Below are 17,385 nucleotides of genomic sequence, written 5' to 3' on the forward strand. Positions count from 1 at the left end.
GAAGATACGCCTCTTTCATCCCTTAGGAGCGAGTATATATGGACATGGTCTTTTTTAGCAGTTGGGAAAGCTTAGCCCGCACTTTGGTGGTTGGGGTGCTTGCCTATGCCGTGTTGGTCGCGTTTTTGCGCATTTCAGGCAATCGCACGCTATCTAAAATGAATGCCTTTGATCTTATTGTTACCGTGGCTTTGGGTTCCACGCTGGCGACAGTACTGCTGTCGAAAAACGTGGCCTTGGCGGAAGGCACTCTGGCGCTAGGATTGCTAATTTCTTTGCAGTTCATCATTACGTGGCTCAGTGTGCGTGTGGGCTGGGTGAAGCGGGTAGTTACAGGCGAACCGCTTATGCTGCTTTATGATGGTGAGTTATTGCTCGCTTCACTGCACAAGGCGCGGGTTACCCAAGACGAAGTGCGCTCCGCCGTACGTAGCAGCGGGTTGTTAAGCCTAGAGGCTGCGCAGGCAGTGGTACTGGAAACTGACGGCTCGTTAAGCGTGGTGAAGCGCGGTGGGGAAAGCGAATCTAGCTTAACGGGGGTGCGCGGCCCTAAAAGCCAGTAGTAGGTGTTGGGCCAAAGCGCTATAGGCCATTCACGGGCAGCGAGCACAGTGGTAATCTGCGCCCCTTTCTCACCGCGTAAGGGCAACCCGTGAACATCAAAGCTGATCTCTCGATTTTGGATATTATTGGCCATCTGCTGATCTGGGTGCTGCTGACCCTTGTGACCTTCGGCATTGCACTGTTTTTCTTCCCTTACTCCTTTGCCCGCTTCGTGATCAACCGTACCAGCGTGGTAGATAACGCCACGGGCGTTGAGCGGAAAATGGTTTGCGATATCAATATTTTCAGTAATATCGGCCATATCATTTTGTGGATGGTGATCTCGTTTCTCACCTTGGGGCTTGGCTATATTTTCTACTTTTACCGGGTATGGAACTACTCGCTGAACAACTCTCGCCTGCAGTAATAACAGCACCACTTTCCAAGCCTGTATTGCCTAACGACTTGTTTATGCCGGTAACTTTGGCTTTGATACCCGTGGCGACAGCGCCAAAGTGCGCGGGCTTGACGCAGGCGTTCGCTACGTTGGTGATAACGTTGGCTCTGGCGGTGCGCCGGTGGTGCCCTCTAGCACGCTTTACGATGCGATGGTGGGGACTTCTCGGTGGATCTGAAAAACGCCACCGATGAAGAGTATGTTTCCTGGTGCCGTTATGACGGCGGTGACTGTGGCTACGGCGACCGTCGCAGCGTCACGGCGAATGTGCGTTATCAGTTTTAACGCAGAGAGCACGTCACGTGCGATGGCATGACGCCACATAACAACGGGGCCTGCGATGAGCAGGCCCCGTTTAGTTTATGAGACTCTCTGTGAGTGGGTGGCATTAGTGTGGCTGCTTGATCAGTAGCTTCACCAATCGCCGCACGATGGGGGAAACCAAGTTAATCACCGGTAGCGCGACGGCAAAGGCAAAAAGCCATGCTTTGAGCCAAACCATCACGATCCCTTCCACGAACCCCACGTTATACAGCGTAATCACCAGCGACATAATGCATGACATAAACAGTGCCATCAGGCATGAAAATATCAGCTGGGCGTATTTCGGATCGAACATCGTGTGTTTTCCTAATACGTGAATTAACGCTTATCTTCGGTTTTCTCGATGAAGTCGCTGGCATCGTGGCGCTCGTGAAGCTGCTCGCTGGGTTCGCCCCAGGTGCGGTTTACCATGCGGCCACGTTGTACCGCTGGGCGGGCATCAATCTCCTCTGTCCAGCGCAGCACGTTGGTGTAGGTGTGCGCCTCTAGGAACTCGGCTGCTTCGTACACGCGGTTTTTCACCAGCGCGCCGTACCAAGGGTGAATCGCCATATCGGCAATGGTGTACTCATCGCCTGCCATAAAGCGGTTGTCGGCCAAGTGGCGATCCAGCACGTCTAGCTGGCGTTTTACTTCCATGGTGTAGCGGTCAATGGGGTACTGGTACTTTTCAGGTGCGTAGGCGTAGAAGTGACCAAAGCCACCGCCTAGCATCGGTGCGCTGCCCATTTGCCAGAATAGCCAAGAGAGGCATTCGGTACGTTTGGCAGGGTCTGAAGGCAGAAATTCACCGAACTTCTCGGCGAGATAAAGCAGGATGGCGCCCGATTCAAACACACGCTGTGGCGGATTGACGCTGTGATCCATCAGCGCAGGAATCTTAGAATTGGGGTTAACCTCAACGAAGCCGCTGCCAAACTGGTCGCCTTCACCGATTTGAATCAGATGCGCATCGTACTCGGCTGCCGTAATGCCTTTTTCCAGCAGCTCTTCCAACATCACTGTTACTTTGACCCCGTTGGGGGTGGCAAGCGAGTAAAGCTGTAGCGGGTGTTTGCCAACCGGTAGCGCTTTGTCATAGGTTGCGCCCGCCACGGGGCGGTTGATATTGGCAAACTTGCCGCCGTTACCCGGTTCCCACTTCCATACCCGTGGTGGCGTGTAGGTCGTGTCGCTCATGGTAGCCTCGCTGTTAAATAGGTGAAAAAGAGAGCAGTGCAACCGCCTAATCTAAGGGTTATCTCTGCTCTATGGGGGCGTAACATGTATGTACAAGGGTAAATCGTTAGCCTGTAAAATAATAATTACTAATAGTCGGTTTAGCTGCCAATAGACAACTTGTCTTTATTGTGTATGGACGTGACACCCCTTGGATGCAGGCATAGCAGCCAGTGGAAGATAGCTGTTTAGGGTGAGTGCCGTCACTGCCGGTGGCTAGCGCTTTAGATATTGGCTTTTCCAGTGAGTGTGTGGTTATACCTAGACGTTGGTCTTAAGTCGGCAGTTTTGTTTTGACACCGTGCCAAGCGGTCGCTAGCCTTTGCCTCATGAATGTTACCGGTAACAATGTGAGGGTTAGCAAAAGCAGCCACACTGAATCGATAGCCTTCAATGACAAGGTAGCCGCACCTGCCTGCAACAGTCAGCAGCCGGCAATTAACCACCTAGCAATCAACAACAACGAATGTTTGGAGATAACGTCATGACAGCGATTTGGCGCAGCACGCTTACTCTAGTTGGCGCAACCACCCTCACTTTTGGCATGGCCCACGCCCAAAGCCCCGAACTTTCCGACCCGCCTGCCATTGATGGGGATATCGTGGCTGACCACGGTAGCCACACCCTACGGATGGGCATCGGCCTTTCTGAAACTTCTCCACAGTTTCTCTCCAGCCAGTATTTTGGCGAGATTCTTGAGCAGCGCACCGAAGGCCGCATTACGGTCAACGTGTTCCCCAATAGCCAGTTGGGTGACGATGTTCAGATGATGGAGATGCTGCAGACGGGCACGCTGGACATGACTTATCCCTCCAGCTCGGCTACCACCAGCTATGTAGAGGAGCTGGCTGTATTTGACCTGCCGTTCCTGCTGCCCAGCCGTGAAGCGGCGATTGCCGTTATGCAGAGCGATGTTGCCCAAGAGATGCTGGATGGTTTTGAAGGTACTGGGCTAAAAGCGCTGACCTTCTCTGAAAACGGCTACCGCCAGCTCTCGAACAGCGCACGCCCCGTTGAATCGCCGGAAGACGTTGCCGGTCTGGATGTGCGTGGTCTGAGCGTACGTACCATGCAGAACCCGGTTCATCTGGCGATTTGGGAAGCATTGGGCGCTAACCCCACGCCGATGGCGTTTGGCGAGCTGTTCTCTGCCCTTGAGCAGGGCGTCGTGGATGGCCAGGAGAACCCCTGGAGCACCATTCTGACCTCTAACTTCAACGAAGTGCAGGACTACGGCACCGAAACCCGCCACGTTTACACGCCGTTCATCATGATGCTCTCCGAGCGCACTTGGAACCGTCTGGCCCCCGAGTACCAAGAGCTGGTGCTGGAAGCTGCCCGTCAATCCGCTGAGTACGAAATCCAGCTCTCTTCTGAGTACGATGACTGGTCGCGTGAGCAGTTAGAAGCCCGTGGTATGCAAATTACTCGCTTGAGCGATGAGCAGCTGGCAGCGTTCCAAGAAGCCGTGCAGCCTGTTTACGAAGAGTGGGCGCCGCGCATTGGCGAAGAGCTGATCGCTGAAATCCAGCAGATTGTTGAAGAAAGCAGCAACTAATACGCACCGTTTAGCGCGCCATCGGGCAGGCCATTGTGCCTGCCCGACTTGTCAGTGCCCCCTGGAGTTCTTATGACATCCTCCTCTACACCTCCCAACGCAGAACCCTCTTTGGATGCGCCCGCGTTTGAAGATCCGTCGGTCTATTTAGACGACCCCAATCGCAAACTGCTGGAAATTGATACAGAGACGCGCCAAGGACCGGCACTCTTTCGCTGGTTAACGCTTGGTATGGAGTATTTGATTGGCGCGATTTTAGTCGCGCTGATTGTGGCGGTGTCCAGCAACGTGGTGGGGCGCTCGCTGTTCAACCACTCGCTACCGTGGGTCGACGAACTGGCGCGTATGCTGTTTATCTGGCTGGTGTTCATTGGTGCGGCAGCGGCATTTGCCCGCTATGAACATATTGCCGTGGATGCGCTGGTGCGGCGTCTACCGCTGCGCTTTGCGCACATGCTCTACTGCTTACAGCACCTGATTATTTCCGGCCTTATGCTGGTGATGGTGTGGGGCGGTTATCAAGTATTGGCCCACTCAAGCGGTCGCTCCGCCATCATGGGTGTGCCGCTCAGTTTGGTCAGTCTTTCCCTCGTGCTGTGCGTCATCTTTATCGCTGCGGTATCGCTGTGGCGGGTATGGATGAGCGTGCGCGTTATTGTTCAACCACACGGCCCATCGGCTAAATCGCAAGGAGAGTGACCGCCATGCTGTGGATTTTTCTCGCTATTTTATTAGTCTCGATTGTGATTGGCTTGCCCATTGCGTTTGGTTTGGGAGTGGCTGCGCTGGTGATGGCGGTGCTCTCTGATATTCCGCTCTCCATCATGATTGAGCAGTCCATCCGCGGGGTGAACAGCTTCCCTCTGCTGGCAATTCCGTTCTTTATTCTCGTTGGTGAGGTGATGAGTAACGGCGGCATTGCGCGCCGTTTGATGGAGCTGGCTGGCGCGATGGTAGGGTTTATGCGCGGCGGCCTTGGCCAAGTGGCGATTACCGGCTCGATGTTCTTCGGCGGTATTAGCGGCTCTGCGGTGGCCGACACGGCTGCCACCGGCTCGATGATGATTCCCTCCATGAAGCAGCAGGGGTACACCGCGGCCAATGCCACGGCGATTAATACGGTCTCTTCGGTGATCGGTATTATTATTCCGCCCTCTATTCCGTTGATTCTTTACGGCATCGTCACCGAAACCTCCATTAGTCGTCTGTTTATTTCCGGCATTGTACCTGGGCTGCTCATTGGCGCTGCATTGATGGCTACTACCTTTATTCTGGCCAGTAAGCAGGGCGGCGGCGTGCGTAAGTTCCGCTGGGACGTACTGTGGAAAGCCTTTAAAGATGCTTGGCTGGCCCTGGTGCTACCAGTGATTGTGATTGGCGGTATCATTGGTGGCATCTTTACCGCGACGGAAGCGGCGGTAGCTGCGCTGCTCTACTCGCTGGCAATTTCGCTGCTGGTTTACCGCGAGTTTAAGCTTACTGAGCTTGTGGGCATGCTGATTCGTACTGCAAGGCTGACGGGTATGGTGATGATGCTGCTGGCCTTTGCCACCGTCATTGCCTGGTTCCTAACCATTAACATGGTTCCGCAAACGCTGGTGCGTCAGGTACAGGCCATTACCCAGGAGCCGTTCTTGCTGCTGCTGATTGTGGCGGCACTCCTGCTGCTCGTCGGTTTTGTGATGGACCTTACTCCCGCCATGGTGATTATGGCACCAATGCTGGCCCCCATCGTCACCTCAGTCGGCGTAGATGCCGCCTACTTTGGCGTGCTGATGGCCTTCATCCTGGGGATTGGGCTGCTAACGCCGCCGGTGGGCACCTGCCTCTATGTTGGGTGTGGCGTCGGCAAAGTCTCTATGGAGTCGCTGGTGAAAGCCATGCTGCCTTACTATGCCGCGCTGCTGGTCGTGCTGGTGGTGTTAATTGCCTTCCCAAGCATTGTGACTTGGTTACCTGACCTCACCGCTGTTCGCGGTAACTGATAGGAGACACGAGTGACTACTTATTCACATCGTATTCTCGTCATGGGGGTGTCTGGGTCGGGGAAATCCCATGTGGGTCACCAGCTGGCGGCTACCTTAGGGGCCACCTTTATCGATGGCGATGATCACCACTCGCCCGCTAATGTCGCCAAAATGGCTAGCGGTACACCGCTGAATGACGATGACCGCCGTGACTGGCTGTCGACCCTGGCCGAGCTATTTGCCGATTACAAGGCGCGGGATGAGTCGGTGGTGATTGCCTGTTCCGGCTTGAAGCAGCGCTACCGTGATCGCCTGCGGGAAGGGGATAGCGCTCTGCGTATCCTGTACCTGGCAGGCACCCATGAGTTGCTGCGCGAGCGCCTAGAAACCCGCGCCGGGCACTTCTTTAAGGGCGATAGCATGTTGGCGAGCCAGCTAGCGGACTTAGAGCCCCCGGCTGGTGATGAAGCGGTCACGCTCTCTATTAGTCTGGCACCTAACGAGATAGTGGAGCGTTTTATCGCCACACTGGCACCCGAGCCGCGCCGCTCAATAGGCTAAAGGAAGGGATAGGCGATGGGCCATGCGATTCGCTATGGTAGGGCCCGATCGCCATCCATTGTATAAGGCAGCGCCGCCATTGAAGAAAAAACGCCCTACATTACAAGATATTGCTGACCGTGTTGGTGCCACCAAGATGACCGTCAGCCGCTGTTTGCGCGACCCCGAGACGGTTTCTGAAGGGCTTCGTGAACGTATTTTTAGCATTGCCGAACAGATTGGCTACATTCCCAATCGCGCCCCAGACCTGCTATCCCGTGCTACCAGCCACTCGATTGGGGTGTTGGTTCCTTCGCTGACCAACCAGGTATTTGCTGATGTCATCGTTGGGATCGAAGCCTACACCGAGCCAGCCGGCTACCACCTGATGCTTTCCCACTACGGCTACAGTCAAGAGCTCGAGGAGCGCAGCCTTGCCTCGCTGCTCTCCTATAACGTTGACGGTGTGATCCTATCCGACCGTGACCACACGCCGCGCAGCCTGCGCATGCTGGAAACGGCGGGTATTCCCATTGTCGAGATCATGGATACCCACCGTCCGCCGCTGCAGCAGGCGGTGGGCTACGACAACGTTCGCGCCGCTTACGACATGGTCAGTGAGATGATTCGCCGCGGCCGTCGCCAAGTTATCTACTTGGCCGTGCGTTTGGATGAACGTACCCGCCAGCGTGAGCTGGGCTATCGTCAAGCCATGGAAGAGCATGGGCTACCCCCCGTGACGCTGCAGAGCAGCCAGCGCTCCTCCTATACCGTGGGGGCTGCGTTGATGCAGGAAATTCAGCGTAACTACCCAGAAACAGACGCTATTTTTTGTACCAATGACGACGTGGCCGTGGGCGCTTACTTCGAGTGTTTACGCCAAGGTATCGGTGTACCCGAACACATAGCGATTGCCGGGTTCCACGGGCACGATGTTGGGCAGGCAATGACGCCTCGCCTTGCCAGCGTTGTCACGCCCCGTAAGGCAATTGGCGAAGCCGCCGCAAAGGCCCTGCTAGCGCGGATCCGTGGCGAAGCGCTGGAGCAGAAAGTGGTGGATTTGGGGTATCGTATCGAAACGGGTAAAACGCTATAGCGCCCATCCTAAAAACTGTTTGGCTGCTTACGATAACCTCGTTAGGCTAGCGTTTTATCCTATGACGCCCGAGCGTGCGAGGCCGCTGTGAAGATTACCCAATTAACGGTTTATCCGGTGAAATCCCTGCAGGGGATTGATGTGACCCAAAGCGAGATCCATGCCCACGGCCTCGCCTGGGACCGCCGCTGGATGCTGGTGGATGCCCACCAGCGCTTTGTCACCCAGCGCCAGCTGCCCGCATTGGCGACGGTGTCGGTAGCGCTAACGGCGGATTCGCTTGTGCTTTCCCATCCAGCCGTGGCGCCTATCTCCATCTCCTTAGAAGAGCCCCAGGGCAATCTACGGTTAGTCTCGGTATGGGACGACCACTGTAAAGCGCTGGCGGAGAGCGAAGCGGTTTCCGCATGGCTGGAGACCGCGCTGGGCGAGCAGGCCAAAGGTATCAGCCTGGTACGCTTTGCGACTGCGTTCACCCGTGCGGTGGAAGAGGACTTTCTGGCAGGTGGCGAAGCTCACACCTACTTTGCCGATGGTTACCCCTTTTTGGTCACCACCACCGGCTCGCTGGATGCCTTGAACCAAGCGCTGGTAGCAGGCGGGAACCCACCGGTTCCCATGAACCGCTTCCGGCCCAATATTGTGGTGGCGTGCGATGACGCTTGGGCAGAGGATCGCTGGGCAACGCTGGCCACCGACGCTTGCCGACTAACCCTGCGCAAACCCTGCCAGCGTTGCAAAATCACCACTGTGGATCAGCAAACCGGCACAATTCCTACTCAGGCTGAACCACTGAAAACGCTCTTGGCGTTGAATACTCAGCCCCATTTAAAAGGCGCGCATTTCGGCCAAAACGCCACGTTAACGGCAGGAGAGGGCAGTGTCATTCGTGTGGGGGATGCTGTGTTTGTAACGCCCCGCGAGGCTTAAAGCGCAGTAGCTTGGTGGCAATCGCGGTGCCCAATAGGGTAATCACCATGCCCGTGACGACCTGAAGGCTTAGGGTTTCATCCAGTAGTAGGTAGCCCCACAGCAGAGCACTAACGGGGACTAAAAAGGTTACCGTTGAAGTCGCAGTGGCACCTGCGCTTGCCAACAGCCCAAAGTAGAGCAGAAACGCTAGCGTGGTACTGAGCATGGCCAGTGCCAACGCGTTGCCCCAAGCCAGCGTGCTAACTGGCTCGCTTGGCCAAAGCAGTACACCGGGCACCAGTAATACCAATGCCGACATGGCGCTACTACCAGCTGCCAGCACTCGCGTTGGCAAATGACTTAGGCGCGTTTTAGAGTAGTTACCTGCAATGCCATAGCAAAAGGTTGCGCCTAACACGGCGATAATAAACCAGCCGTCGCCGCCCAAACCAAAGTCCAGCCGATTTGCCGAGAGCACATACACCCCCAGCAGTGCTAGCGCTAACCCTATGTATTGTTGACGTTGCACCGGCGTGGCAAAAAAGGCGGCACCTAAAAGTGCCGTAAAAATCGGCGTGGTGGCATTAATCAGTGAGGTAAAGCCCGCCTCTAAGCGTGTAGTCGCCAGCGCCAGGAGCGAGAAGGGTAGGACATGATTAACAATACCCAGCAGCAGAAGCGGCCCTTTGTGCTGCCAGATAAGCCTCAGGTAGTGCAGACTCAACAGCAGCGGTACCAGTAATAAGGCTCCGACCCCCATGCGTACCAACACTAACGGTACGGCACCGAACTCCGGTGATGCCACGCGCATAAAAATAAACGACAGCCCCCATAAAGAGGAGAGCAGCAGTAGGCGCAGCGCATCGGCCGGTGACATGGCGTATCCTTATGTAGATAACGGCTTTTTTTATTAAGTTAGCCGTTAGCTTAGCGATAAAGTGACAAAAAGCGAAGTAGGCTTATTGGGAAGAGGGCGAGTTTGTCAACTTTTGTGATAATACTAATTCAACATTGACGCTTGTGGCAGGAGTCTCTACTGTCCCAGCTATTCGTAAAATGGCTTTGTTGACTCGTTGAGGAAGCGCCGTGGATCTCGCAACGCTGATTGGTCTGGTAGGGGCTGCCGTGCTGGTAGGTGCCTCTGTGATTATGGGGACCTCGCCCGAAGTATTTATGAACCCTACTGGGCTGCTGCTAGTGGTTGGCGGAAGTCTCTTTGTTGTTTTAGCTAAGTTTAGTCTCACGCAGTTTAAGTTTGCATTTAAAGCGGCGGCACGGGCGTTTAAGTTTCAGCTACCCAGGACTCAAGAGAGTATTGACGAGCTGGTAGAGCTTTCTAAGGTTGCCCGCCGCGAGGGCATGATTGCCTTGGAGAGCCGAGAGGTGAGCTCCCCGTTTCTAAAAAAAGGCCTGCAAATGCTAGCGGACGGATTTAGCGCCGACATGATAAAAGAAATGATGGAGAAGGAGCGTTTACTCACCTTAGAGCGCAACGAAGCAGGTGGCCAAGTCTTCTCTGCGCTCGGTGAAGTCTCTCCTGCTATGGGCATGATTGGTACGCTGGTTGGGCTTGTGCAGATGCTCTCCAATATGGGCGACCCTTCCCTCATCGGCCCTGCTATGGCGGTCGCGCTACTTACTACGTTATATGGCGCGATGATTGCCACCATGATTGCAATCCCTCTGGCAGACAAACTTTGGGTGCGTATGCGGCAGGAGGCTAAGATGCAGGAGCTGTGGATTGACGCACTCTTAGCCATTAAAGGCGATAAGAACCCCCGTGTACTTGAGCAAATGCTAACCATTTATCTCCCCCCCGAACACCGTATTGAAGAGGGCAGCGAAGGGCGCGCCGCAGCAGGCAAACGGACATAAGTTATGGCACAGAAACAGACCAATATTCCCGCCTGGATGGTGACCTATGCCGATCTGATGTCACTGCTGCTGTGCTTTTTTGTACTCCTACTCTCCTTTGCTGAAATTGATGCACAGAAGTTTCGCCGTGTTGCAGATGAGCTTTCAAAGGCCTTTGGCGTGCAGCGGGATATAGAAGCCATGCAGGTGCCTATGGGCACCAGCGCAGCCCTTCAGCACTTTTCTCCAGCAACGCCTGACCGTACTTTGCTTGAGGAGGTGCGCCAGCGCACCATGCAGAACCAACCTCAATTAGAGTCGATGCGCAGCATAATTGAAGCGCAGCAGCGCCAGCGAGTCTTGCAGGTGGCTAACAGTATAGAGTCGCTGTTGGAGTCTTCACTGCCAGACGGCGTGGCAGAGATTGAAGTTGATGAGTATCGCGTGGTAGTGCGAATTGCGGAGTATGGCACTTTTAGCTCTGGTACCGCGACAGTGACCCCTGCCTTCGCTAGCTTGTTACAAGAGCTTGCAATCCTACTAGAGGACTTAACCGGTATGGTGTCTATTGAGGGCCATACCGACGATGTGCCCATCGATACGGCTCAGTTTCGCAGTAACTGGGACCTTTCCGCCATGCGCGCTGCCTCTGTAGCGAATGTGTTGGCAGAGTCTGGAGAACTGTCAGAGGAGCGGCTCATGATTCAAGGCTTCGCTGAAACCCGTCCGCTGGCCACCAATGATACGCCTGAAGGGCGTGCGTTGAACCGCCGCGTAGAACTCACGATTGATGCCAGCACCCCGTTTGAAGAACGCGAAGAGCGCCCCCTAACGTCGCTGCAGCCAGCCCCAGTGCAGTCGGCGGAACCGCTTGTCGCGGCATCGCTACAGTGATTTGCTAGCGTCAATAGAATCGGTGCAAAGATTCAGCTACGCTAAATGGGCACAGAGCGCATAACTGCGTTTTCCCTGTGAGAAGCAAACTAGCCTAGGAAAGGAGAACAGAATGGATAGTAAAGCAAGCGCACATTGGGAAGGTGGACTTAAAGATGGGCAAGGTAAAGTTGCCACAGCGAGTGGCGTACTAGACGCAGGCTACTCTTTTAAGCAGCGTTTTGAAGGCGAGCCTGGTACCAATCCCGAAGAGCTCATCGGTGCGGCCCACGCCAGCTGTTTCTCCATGGCTCTTTCCATGATTCTGGGTGAAAAGGGCTACACAGCGGAAGCCATTGACACCAACGCACGGGTAACGCTGTCGCAAAGCGATGCAGGTTTCGATATTTCCAGTATCCATCTGGATGTAGAAGCGAGCGTAAGCGGTGCCGACGAGGCCGCTTTCCAAGAGGCCGCTGAAACCGCCAAGGCTAACTGCCCGGTATCAAAAGTGCTCAATGCCGATATTACTATGTCGGCCAAGCTGAAAGGTTAATACGGCAAGGTGAATATCTAGGGCGCCGCCCTCGGGCAGCGTCCTACCCAAAGGGCCTTGCCGAGTGGCAAGGCCCTTTTTTGCGAGCAATGGCAACCCAATGGGCTACCGAGACTAAACCATTAATCTTGGCTATTGTTCATTTCGGTGTCACGCTCCGTATGTAGGCCTTCATCGTCGTTGCGTTGGTACTCTTGGGCTTCCTGTAAGGCCTCTTCGGAAGCGTTCACCGAAATCACGTAATCTTCGCCGTCTTCTTCTTTAACCAGTTCTAGTGATTCCCATTCGATGGCGACGTTCTTTTCACCCATTCCCAGAAAACCGCCAACACCAACTACAACCGCATTGATTTTGCCGTCTTCATCAATAATCAGGTCGTTGATGGTGCCGATATCCTCATCGTTTTCAACGCTGCTGCGTACTTGGTTGCCAGTTAACGAGTCCGAGTGGAAGGTGCCTTGCGGTGCATGGGAGAGATAGGAGGCTTCCTTAACGTTGCCTTCTTCATTGGCTTCGTTGGCCAGAGCGATACCCGAGGTTGCCACTAAAGCCGGAATAATCAGCGTGCTGAGAAAAGTCGGTTTCATCATTGCTGCTCCTTGCGTGTTCATGTAGGTCTTAACAGCCAGCCTGTTAATTCCTAAATAACGTCGTAGTGTTAACGTGACGCTAATTGTTAGGCCACGCGCTACGGCTCCTTCCTGTCGTTAATGCAGTGATAGAGGCATAATTGCCCCGCACTTCGCTGTGTAGCGACACTTCTCAAGGTAGATGTTGTGCCCTGTTTTGCAATATAGCCAACGAACACTTAACTAATATCAACGCTACCTTCGGTAAGGCAAAAAAGGAGAATGCATGACCCTGGTTGAATATTTCTTAACGATTCATCATGTTAAGCACCGTGTAGCAAACGTCGTGGTGGCGCTTAGCGCATGGCTGATGGCATCAGGGGCATTAGCCAGCGAAGCCGAGCTGCCAAAAGGCCACTTTTTGCTACCAGAAGAGGGCAATATAGTGGGGCAGAACTATACCGTGACCGCCAGCGCAGAGGATACGCTGCTGGATATTGCCCGAGAACATAGCGTTGGCTATGAAGAGATTCGTATGGCCAACCCGGATGTCAGTATCTGGCTACCTGGCGAGGGCACCGAAGTCACCATTCCCAGCCAATTTATTCTCCCCGACGAGCCCCGCACCGGCATCGTGATTAACGTGGCCGAGCTGCGTATGTACTACTACCCTGAGGTAGAGGAGGGGGAGGCGCCTCGGGTAGAAACCTACCCTATTGGTATCGGGCGTGATGCTTACAGCACGCCGCTAGGCATTACAGAAACGACCATGCGCTTGGAGAACCCGGCGTGGTACCCGCCAGAGTCGATTCGCCGCGAGGCTGCCGAGCGTGGCGACCCTCCCCCGGAGGTTGTACCGCCAGGGCCGGATAACCCGCTAGGGGAGTACGCTATTCTGCTGGACATCCCCGGCTACCTGATTCACGGCACCAACCAGCCGGATGGAATCGGGATGCGTGCCAGCCGTGGCTGCATCCGTATGTACCCCGAGGATATCGAGGCGGTGTTCTGGCGGGTGCCGGTAGGGACGAAAGTCAATATTATCGATGCCCCGATTAAGCTGGGTTGGGGGGCAGATGGAGACGCTTACATTCAAGCGTTCACCGCAACCGATGAGCAAGCGTTTGGTATGGAAACACTGCTCAACGTGATCGGTCTTATCGAAGAGCACGAAGGCGAAGGCCGCGCGAACTACGAACAGGTCAGCCGCGTGCTGGAAGATGCCAACGGCCGAATCGTGCCGCTGAGCTAATTATGGCTGAGCTGATCATGACGTAACGAATCATGGCTTAGTCAGCGTCAGGCAGTAGCGCGGGCACCAGCGACAGCGCCACGGCCTGACGCACCAGCTCGGCCACATTCGCCGCCCCCATCACCTTCATGGCACGCAGCCGGTAAACCTCGACGGTTTTGGCGCTAATGCCCATATGACCGGCAATTTCACGGTTGGTCATGCCCTCTGCCACATGGACCACAATACGCTGCTCTTTCGGGCGCAGCGCCTCAAAGCTCGCCCGTAGCTGCGCTAGTGCCTGCTTGCGCTGATGTTGCTGCCCGGCACTGCTTAACGCCCGCTGTACCACTTCGATCAGCTGCTGATGGTTAAAAGGCTTCTCGATAAACTCAAAGGCGCCGTTTTTCAGCGCCGCCACCGCCATGGGCACGTCGCCGTGCCCTGTCATCATGATGATCGGCAGGCTGGCGTGCCGGTCGACTAACTGCTGCTGCACCTGCAGCCCGCTCATGCCCGGCATACGAACATCCAGCAGTAGCGCGCCAAACGCGTCATGGGCGGCGGCTAAAAAGGCGTCGCCGCTGGCAAAGGCGCGGGTGGTTAGCCCCACGGATTCCAGCAGCCATACCAGCGATTCACGCAGCGCCTGATCGTCATCGACTACAGCGATCACGGTGGGAGGGAGTGAATGAGAAGTGGATGACAGCATCACGCGTCGGTCTCCGTACGTAGTGAGACTTCAAAACAGGCGCCTTGGGCGCTATCGGTACGTAGGGAGAGCGCGCCTCCCATACTCTCCACCAGCGTGCGGCTGATCGCCAGCCCCATGCCGAGCCCTTCGTCGCGGGTGGTAAAGAAGGCATCGAAAATCGTATCGCGGTGAGCTTCTTCCACCCCAGGCCCTTCATCCTCGACGCTTAAGGTGACCTGGCGCTGGCCGCTTCTCCGGGCGCTGATATACACCGCTTTGGCAGTATTAACTCGGCGGCTAGCGGTAAGCGCATTTAACAGCAGGTTAACGATAACCTGTTCCAGAGCAATCGGGTCGGCGTAGATACGCGGTAGGCCGTTGGGGAGCTGCGGCGTCAGGGCAATTGACGCTTGCTGATACTGCCATTCGCATAGCTGGCAGGCGGCCGCGACCACCTCCGACAGTACCAGGGGCCGCACTTGGTGGCTACGCTTACGCACAAAACTGCGTAGGTGGCGTAGCCGCTGGGCAAGCCGCTGCACCTGTTCGTCAATGCGTTCAAGCGGAAGTTGTAGCGCGCTGGCGGGTGGAGGGGGCTGCTGCTGGCATTTGAGCAGCGCCCCGCTGGTGTAGTTGGCAATCGCGCCCAAGGGCTGGTTCAGCTCGTGGGCGATATTGGAGGCAAGTTCGCCTGCAGCGGCCAAGCGGTTGGCGTGGGCGATTTGCTCCTGGTGGCGGCGCGCCTGGGCTTCGGCGGCTTTGCGGGCGCTAATATCGCGGTTAACTAACGCAAAGTGCCCCGGCTCGGCGCCCCGACTGCGGTGGGCCAGTACCACGCTAAGTACCGGCACGGTTCCACTGTTGTTGCGCATATCCAGCTCGCCGCTCCATGAGCCGTAGCGCTCGACAGCGGGAAACACCACTTCGTTCAGCAGGCGCAGCGACTCCTCTTGGTAAAGCGTGCTTAGCGCGGTGGGCGACGCCGTGGGCAGAGCAAAGCAGCGGCGGGCGGCTTCGTTAGCGCTAAATACCTGCTGGTTCGGCCCTAAAAACAGCACGTAGTCGGTAGTGGACTCGACCACTTGGGCCAGACGCTCGCGAGTGGCTTCGGCCTGGATACGTCGCCCCACATCCCTAGAAACACACAGAATATCCAATAACTCGCCGGTGGTGGCATCGCGCCGGGTGCGGCTGGTGGTTTCAAACCATACGTAATGGCCAGCCTTGGCGCGGAAACGGTAGGTTTGCTGATAGAAGCCATCGTGGTAGTACACTCGTGGCGACTTATTCAGCAGGTCGCTCAAATCCGCCGGATGAAACAGCTGATAGGCGGAGACGCCGATCAGCTCGTCTGGCTCGTAGCCCAGCAGCTCCCGCGCGGCCTGGGAGGCATACAGAAACGTGCCGTCCCGGGCGTGACGGGAGATCAGGTCCGTTGTGCTCTCGGCCAGCCATTGGTAGTGGCGCTTCTCCTCTTCAAGCGCGGCGTTGCGCGCCTCTAGGGCGGCCACTTTTGCCGCCAGGGCGGCTTCTCTCCCATCGCTCATGAACACGTATCGCTTATGGATTAGCGGGCAGGGTCGAGCACGCCACCCAGCGATGCGTTGCGGCGGAACCAGCCCGCAATGCTGGCGCGGGGCTGGCGGGTGGGCAGTACTTCGTGAGGAATGGTTTCCGATAAAAAGCAGGCAAAGGTACCTGCCTCGGGCACCACGCGGGCTACTTCCACGGTAGGCTCATCGGGGTGGTAGATGACCATTTCACCCCCACCCTCTTCAGGCCAGTTGGGGTTTAAGTAGCCAACGGTGGAGACCACCCGATTGGCACGCCCGCGAAAGCTATCCAGATGGCGCTGGTAGAAGGCACCTGCTGGGTAGTGGGCAAAGTGGGCCTCGTACTCAAACAGGCCAAGAAACAGTGTCTGGTTGAGCGACTGCTGCAGCTCTGCCATGGCATCCAGGTAGCGGCGCTGGGCTTCGCTCTCCCGGTCTAGCCAGTGAATGGCGTCACCCCGGATATCTTTCCGCAGGTGGTGCTGTTGCCCTCGGCCAATGCCCGCTTCATCCAGGGCATCGTGCTCGGCCAGGTGATGGATCTCTCGATGCAGCGCTTGGCAAAGCGCTGGGTCGATCACGCCTTTACCCACATACCAACCCTGCTCCACCAGCGCTTCAACAATGCCAAGGTGGGCCTTGCGGTCGAGGGCGGGGGCTTCCAGTTCAGTTAAAGCGATCATTTCGTGTGTCTCGTAACGGACGTGCGTTCGGCTGCAGATGGGCGGCCTTGGCGGCTTTTTTGCGGGGTGTGGCGCTCAGGGTAGTGGCGTAGGGCGCCGGGAGGGCGCTGGTAAAGATCAATGCCCATGCCAAACCCTTCGGCCAGCAGCTCAACCAGCATCATCGCGGAAAGCCCCCAAATAACGTGGCCATCTACTTGATAGCTGGGCACATAGTGGGCGACACCATCGACGGTAATCACATCGGTATGGGTGCGCCGGTCATCTAAAAAGTGGCTTAACGGGACTTCAAAAATCGCATCCAGCTCCGCCGGGTCAGCCACCAGCGGTAGGTCCGGCGGAATAATACCCACCCAGGGCGTCACGCGAATACCGTGCAGCGAAATCACGTCTGACAGCCGCCCCAAAGGTTTCACCAGCCCAGGGGTAAGCCCAATCTCTTCCTCTGCTTCCCGCAGTGCCGTGGCGTACAGGTCGGCATCCCCGGGTTCGCGTTTACCACCAGGAAAGGCGACCTGACCACGGTGGGTATTCAAGTGGCTAGCCCGGCGGGTGAACAGCAGCGTGGGGGCAGGGTGCTCGACAATCGGCATCAGTACGGCGGCTTCCGGCAGCGCTACGTGGTCTAGCCGTTGAGGGGTATGCTGTTGCAGCTGTTTGCGCAGTTTCTCTAACATAGGAGTCTCTTTACTTTGCTCTCTTTTACCCAGCCACGGTAATCATCGTCAAGCACGGTGATGCCTCTATCCACCAGCCG

20 protein-coding genes are annotated in these 17,385 nt (G+C 56.1%); 12 read left to right on the forward strand and 8 right to left on the reverse strand.

Annotated elements, in window-relative coordinates; all coding sequences use genetic code 11:
- Positions 1-38: 38 nt before the first annotated feature.
- On the forward strand, positions 39-563 hold the full coding sequence (locus LG300_RS03765) for a DUF421 domain-containing protein (RefSeq protein WP_404377075.1): 525 nt from the start codon (positions 39-41) through the stop codon (positions 561-563).
- A gap of 89 nt (positions 564-652) precedes the next feature.
- Entirely contained in the window at positions 653-970 is a 318-nt protein-coding gene (locus LG300_RS03770) for a DUF6693 family protein (RefSeq protein WP_404377076.1), read from the forward strand.
- Positions 971-1,388: 418 nt separating this feature from the next.
- On the opposite strand, the gene LG300_RS03775 is transcribed toward LG300_RS03770, so the two are convergent.
- Positions 1,389-1,619 carry a DUF2798 domain-containing protein gene (locus LG300_RS03775; protein WP_404377077.1) on the reverse strand — a complete coding sequence of 77 codons (231 nt, stop codon included), beginning with the start codon at positions 1,617-1,619 and terminating at the stop codon, positions 1,389-1,391.
- Between the two features lie 23 nt (positions 1,620-1,642).
- A complete protein-coding gene (yghU, locus tag LG300_RS03780; protein WP_404377078.1) occupies positions 1,643-2,503 on the reverse strand; it encodes a glutathione-dependent disulfide-bond oxidoreductase in 861 nt (286 codons plus the stop codon).
- Between the two features lie 523 nt (positions 2,504-3,026).
- Between yghU and LG300_RS03785 the strand changes: the two genes are divergently transcribed.
- The 6 genes from LG300_RS03785 (at position 3,027) to LG300_RS03810 (ending at position 8,633) form a co-directional block, all read left to right on the forward strand.
- On the forward strand, positions 3,027-4,100 hold the full coding sequence (locus LG300_RS03785) for a TRAP transporter substrate-binding protein (protein ID WP_404377079.1): 1,074 nt from the start codon (positions 3,027-3,029) through the stop codon (positions 4,098-4,100).
- Positions 4,101-4,172: 72 nt separating this feature from the next.
- Positions 4,173-4,799, forward strand: a complete 627-nt coding sequence (locus LG300_RS03790) for a TRAP transporter small permease (protein ID WP_404377080.1) — start codon at positions 4,173-4,175, stop codon at positions 4,797-4,799.
- Between the two features lie 5 nt (positions 4,800-4,804).
- Positions 4,805-6,085, forward strand: a complete 1,281-nt coding sequence (locus LG300_RS03795; RefSeq protein WP_404377081.1) for a TRAP transporter large permease — start codon at positions 4,805-4,807, stop codon at positions 6,083-6,085.
- A gap of 12 nt (positions 6,086-6,097) precedes the next feature.
- Positions 6,098-6,628, forward strand: a complete 531-nt coding sequence (locus tag LG300_RS03800; protein ID WP_404377082.1) for a gluconokinase — start codon at positions 6,098-6,100, stop codon at positions 6,626-6,628.
- Positions 6,629-6,707: 79 nt separating this feature from the next.
- Positions 6,708-7,703 carry a gluconate operon transcriptional repressor GntR gene (gntR, locus tag LG300_RS03805; protein WP_404377977.1) on the forward strand — a complete coding sequence of 332 codons (996 nt, stop codon included), beginning with the start codon at positions 6,708-6,710 and terminating at the stop codon, positions 7,701-7,703.
- An 87-nt stretch (positions 7,704-7,790) separates the two neighbouring features.
- Positions 7,791-8,633: an MOSC domain-containing protein gene (locus LG300_RS03810; RefSeq protein ID WP_404377083.1), complete on the forward strand. Its 843-nt coding sequence runs from the start codon at positions 7,791-7,793 to the stop codon at positions 8,631-8,633.
- On the opposite strand, the gene LG300_RS03815 is transcribed toward LG300_RS03810, so the two are convergent.
- Positions 8,587-9,492, reverse strand: a complete 906-nt coding sequence (locus LG300_RS03815) for a DMT family transporter (protein WP_404377084.1) — start codon at positions 9,490-9,492, stop codon at positions 8,587-8,589. The two genes, LG300_RS03810 and LG300_RS03815, sit on opposite strands and share 47 nt — an antisense overlap.
- Before the next feature lie 209 nt (positions 9,493-9,701).
- On the opposite strand from LG300_RS03815, the gene LG300_RS03820 reads away from it, so the two are divergent.
- From LG300_RS03820 to LG300_RS03830, 3 genes are all read left to right on the forward strand, one after another.
- A complete protein-coding gene (locus tag LG300_RS03820; protein WP_404377085.1) occupies positions 9,702-10,490 on the forward strand; it encodes a MotA/TolQ/ExbB proton channel family protein in 789 nt (262 codons plus the stop codon).
- Positions 10,491-10,493: 3 nt separating this feature from the next.
- Complete coding sequence (locus tag LG300_RS03825) at positions 10,494-11,363, forward strand: flagellar motor protein MotB (protein WP_404377086.1); 870 nt, start codon at positions 10,494-10,496, stop codon at positions 11,361-11,363.
- 112 nt (positions 11,364-11,475) lie between these two features.
- Complete coding sequence (locus LG300_RS03830; protein WP_404377087.1) at positions 11,476-11,898, forward strand: OsmC family protein; 423 nt, start codon at positions 11,476-11,478, stop codon at positions 11,896-11,898.
- 122 nt (positions 11,899-12,020) lie between these two features.
- Here LG300_RS03830 and LG300_RS03835 read toward each other — a convergent pair whose 3' ends face one another.
- Positions 12,021-12,488: a PRC-barrel domain-containing protein gene (locus LG300_RS03835; RefSeq protein WP_404377088.1), complete on the reverse strand. Its 468-nt coding sequence runs from the start codon at positions 12,486-12,488 to the stop codon at positions 12,021-12,023.
- Positions 12,489-12,837: 349 nt separating this feature from the next.
- On the opposite strand from LG300_RS03835, the gene LG300_RS03840 reads away from it, so the two are divergent.
- Positions 12,838-13,719 carry a L,D-transpeptidase family protein gene (locus LG300_RS03840; protein WP_404377978.1) on the forward strand — a complete coding sequence of 294 codons (882 nt, stop codon included), beginning with the start codon at positions 12,838-12,840 and terminating at the stop codon, positions 13,717-13,719.
- 37 nt (positions 13,720-13,756) lie between these two features.
- Here the strand turns inward: LG300_RS03840 and LG300_RS03845 are convergent, their stop codons facing one another.
- From LG300_RS03845 to LG300_RS03860, 4 genes are read right to left on the reverse strand one after another with little or no spacing between them, the layout of a single operon-like run.
- Positions 13,757-14,410 (reverse strand): response regulator transcription factor, encoded by a 654-nt coding sequence (locus tag LG300_RS03845; RefSeq protein ID WP_404377979.1) that lies wholly within the window; start codon positions 14,408-14,410, stop codon positions 13,757-13,759.
- Positions 14,410-15,939, reverse strand: a complete 1,530-nt coding sequence (locus tag LG300_RS03850; RefSeq protein WP_404377089.1) for an ATP-binding protein — start codon at positions 15,937-15,939, stop codon at positions 14,410-14,412. Before LG300_RS03850 ends, LG300_RS03845 begins: the two co-directional genes overlap by 1 nt.
- Positions 15,940-15,959: 20 nt before the next feature.
- On the reverse strand, positions 15,960-16,628 hold the full coding sequence (locus LG300_RS03855) for a 2OG-Fe(II) oxygenase (protein ID WP_404377090.1): 669 nt from the start codon (positions 16,626-16,628) through the stop codon (positions 15,960-15,962).
- On the reverse strand, positions 16,625-17,305 hold the full coding sequence (locus LG300_RS03860) for a CoA pyrophosphatase (protein ID WP_404377092.1): 681 nt from the start codon (positions 17,303-17,305) through the stop codon (positions 16,625-16,627). Before LG300_RS03860 ends, LG300_RS03855 begins: the two co-directional genes overlap by 4 nt.
- Positions 17,306-17,385 lie beyond the last annotated feature (80 nt).

Source organism: Vreelandella aquamarina, assembly GCF_044805175.1.
Taxonomy (GTDB): domain Bacteria; phylum Pseudomonadota; class Gammaproteobacteria; order Pseudomonadales; family Halomonadaceae; genus Vreelandella; species Vreelandella aquamarina_B.